Here is a 3,091-nt window from a genome sequence, read left to right on the forward strand (position 1 = left end):
AGGATAGGACCTATGGGTAATAGCCAGATCCTGTTGATTAATGAGATCTCCGATTATTCATACCATTACAACTACCGTTATCACAAGGAACTGGTAGAACAGGCAGTTAGAGACCTTGAAATAAGGAACCATACCACATACACACATATGGAACCGAGTTATGTAGCTCATGACAGGCATCCCATAGATGAAATTATTGCTGGTAACATGATAGAATATTCCGAGAGCACGATCCAAAGCCATGAAGCCGTGATAAAAGACATTCAGGCCGGCACGTATGACAGGTACGATTACGAAGCGGGCTTTTCGGATGAGGAACTGATAACAGAGGCCAGGCAGACGATCAACAAGAATAAGACACTCATCGAGCACCTGCGAAATGAGGCTGCCGAACAGGAAGTACACCGGCAGCTTAAGGATCTCGAGGAACTGGTCAGGATCCCGCAGATAATGAAAGAGGCCATAGCGGAAGGCGGACTCGATCCTGCCTGACTGCAGCGCATGAAGATAATCAGAGATAAAGTGCAGGCCATGCTCGATAAAGTAGACCGGCACATGGCCGTGATCTTATCTTCCCCGGAGAGTGAATATGATGCAAAGATCAATACTCAGCCAGGCAATACCACAGGAAACCCAGGTAGTGGAGCATGACGCATTTGACAAAGACACGTTTTTGTCAATGAAGGATAATGCGCAGGCTTTACTTGACGCACAGGAAAAAGGCACCCGGGAACTCAATACATTCCCGCCGCTCATGCAGGATATGTTCAACAGCCTGTATAAGTACAGCCCGAAGGTACGGGAGCCTAACCAGCTCAAGAGTTCGCACAGGTTCAACCACAGCCTGGTGAACAAGGCTACAGAGACCGACCAGTATAACCACCTGCGGCAGTACACGAAACTGGATGAAGTGAACAGCGCACTGGCCACGGTCACGATAGCAAACAAGCTGACTGAGACTATCAAAACCGAACTTAAGGAACAGGCAGAGGAAGCCAATAAACTGGCTCAGCAGGAAGTTACCTGCCAGAATGCCTGTGACAAAGCTGACAGCCTGCTGGATATTGCCAAAAAGGCCAGAGGCACACCACAGGCTAAGGACCTGCAGGATAAGGCAAATCAGGCACAGGCTAAAGCCGGTACAACGCAGAAAAAACTTGAAAAGATGCAGGCGCAGGCTGAGAAGAATATGGCAGGCTCGCAGCAGAAGATCAGGCAGGCCATGAGATCTGCAGAACTGGATGCGATCCGGGATGTCAAGGAAACCTCTGAACTCATGGAAGCCTGGGGAACCGAGCCAGGACAATTGACTCAGCTCCCTGCAGAGCAGAGGCTAGAACTCGCCCAGAAACTTGCCGGAAAGGATAAGCTCAAAAAGCTGGCCGGGATGCTGGGACGGTTCAGGCGCATGGCTATCCACAGCCAGAAGACCAAGATCAATCACGGCCTGGATGAGGTTCATGATATGGAAACAGGCAGTGACCTGGAGAAAGTGTTACCCTCGGAACTGGTGAACCTGCGCCATCCGCTGCTAAAGAAACAGTTCCAGCGCAAGTTCACAGAAGGCCAGTTACTGCAGTACCAGCTTAGAGGCAGGGAGAAAGCAGGGAAGGGTCCGATCGTATGTTGCGTGGATAGTTCGGGCTCAATGGGTGGAGATAACGAACTCTGGGCTAAGGCAGTTGCTCTAGCACTGCTGGAGATCGCACAGATGCAGAAACGGGCATTTGCCGTAATCTTCTTCGGATCAGAATCTGACCCGCTGGAGATCATTGAGGTCCATAAGGGTGAGCAGAACATCATAGATAAGGTCATCCAGATTGCAGAATATTTCTTAAACGGCGGGACGGATTTTGAGAAACCGCTCAATGCTGCTATAGAGCTGATTGAGAAAACTGAGTTTAAGAAGGCAGATATCGTGTTTGTCACTGACGGTCATTGTGGCGTATCTGATGAATGGCTCCAGGAGTTTGTGAGGCGCAAGGCAGAGAAGGAAACCAGGATACACTCTGTTCTTGTTGAGATGGTGCAAAGCAATGAGACCGTGGACAGTTTCAGTGACCAGGTATCCACGGTTATGGATCTGACTGTGGACAGCGCAGTTGAGATCTTCCAGGGAGTATGAGTGTTGTCAACGACCGACCGGATTGGAAATGGCATCAGGGCTGATGCTCTATAGTTATACTCTGATGGTATTATTCATATTTTTCAAAAAGATTTGGCAAGGATTTTTTGAGTGAATTGAATCGCTTGTCACATCCATTTTCGATGGGTTCATCAACATTTTTTAAACAATTAATACCAATCTCTAACATGTCAACAACTTTCCGTAAATGTTTAAAATAATGATCTTCACCGAAAGTATTTTTCATTGTAGGTTTTGCTAGAATACCATAATCAAAGTATACACGGTCCGACTTTAATAGATAAATATCCTTTATATCGATCGGCGGAAGATCCAACCCATGTTTATGAAATTCCGAGTACATTAATAAAAATTGTTCATGCCATCCATTGGGACAGGTTCCAAAAATGGATTTAAGATATTCTTCTCGTTTTTGAATCATAAATCCTTTTGAAGTCCTAATTATATTATAGTTTTTATTTTTCTCACGTATAGGACATACACCGAACAAAGTCAATATCCCAATCAATGAAGACATTGCAGCATAATAAAGTGTCCCTACAGTTGAACCTGGTAAAAAACCAGAGTTGAAATCATTACACAGTCTTGAACCACCATTCATTAAATGATAATAAAGTTCTGCCGTAGCCCACAATTTATTGCAAGCTTCATTCATTTGAGTACTTGAACGATAGATTAGATGACAATTAAATTGAACATATAATTCGTCATCAGGAGTAATAAGGATGTTTTTATAATCATTAAAAAAAGGTTGAACATCCAATATTTTCCCTTTCCATAATTTACTTTTATTTGCAATAACAATATCTGCTAAATGATTGTAAACAGCATTTGGATTTCTTGGATATGGAAGTATGTCTTCTTTTATCATATCAAATTCCTGTGTGTCTCATTATTTATAATATTCTTCTTTTGTAATCTCTTTAGTAACTTGATATTCACTAA

Annotated in this window: 4 protein-coding genes; 3 read left to right on the plus strand and 1 reads right to left on the minus strand. The window is 44.0% G+C overall.

What is annotated here, in order from left to right; all coding sequences use genetic code 11:
- Positions 1 to 12: 12 nt before the first annotated feature.
- From IBX40_12320 to IBX40_12330, 3 genes are read left to right on the plus strand one after another with little or no spacing between them, the layout of a single operon-like run.
- Positions 13 to 492 (plus strand): hypothetical protein, encoded by a 480-nt coding sequence (locus tag IBX40_12320; GenBank protein MBE0525094.1) that lies wholly within the window; start codon positions 13 to 15, stop codon positions 490 to 492.
- 9 nt (positions 493 to 501) lie between these two features.
- On the plus strand, positions 502 to 651 hold the full coding sequence (locus IBX40_12325) for a hypothetical protein (GenBank protein MBE0525095.1): 150 nt from the start codon (positions 502 to 504) through the stop codon (positions 649 to 651).
- Positions 590 to 2,125 (plus strand): VWA domain-containing protein, encoded by a 1,536-nt coding sequence (locus tag IBX40_12330; protein ID MBE0525096.1) that lies wholly within the window; start codon positions 590 to 592, stop codon positions 2,123 to 2,125. The genes IBX40_12325 and IBX40_12330 overlap by 62 nt, the downstream gene beginning before the upstream one ends.
- 70 nt (positions 2,126 to 2,195) lie before the next feature.
- Here the strand turns inward: IBX40_12330 and IBX40_12335 are convergent, their stop codons facing one another.
- Positions 2,196 to 3,017, minus strand: a complete 822-nt coding sequence (locus tag IBX40_12335) for a hypothetical protein (GenBank protein MBE0525097.1) — start codon at positions 3,015 to 3,017, stop codon at positions 2,196 to 2,198.
- Positions 3,018 to 3,091 lie beyond the last annotated feature (74 nt).

It is taken from the genome of Methanosarcinales archaeon (genome assembly GCA_014859725.1).
In the GTDB taxonomy this organism is placed as follows: Archaea; Halobacteriota; Methanosarcinia; order Methanosarcinales; family Methanocomedenaceae; genus Kmv04.

Bases quoted from the DNA above. Each gene is read 5' to 3' on its own strand.
- IBX40_12335 (MBE0525097.1), bottom strand. From the start codon at position 3,017: ATGATAAAAGAAGACATACTTCCATATCCAAGAAATCCAAATGCTGTT.
- IBX40_12330 (MBE0525096.1), top strand. From the start codon at position 590: ATGATGCAAAGATCAATACTCAGCCAGGCAATACCACAGGAAACCCAG.
- IBX40_12325 (MBE0525095.1), top strand. From the start codon at position 502: ATGAAGATAATCAGAGATAAAGTGCAGGCCATGCTCGATAAAGTAGAC.
- IBX40_12320 (MBE0525094.1), top strand. From the start codon at position 13: ATGGGTAATAGCCAGATCCTGTTGATTAATGAGATCTCCGATTATTCA.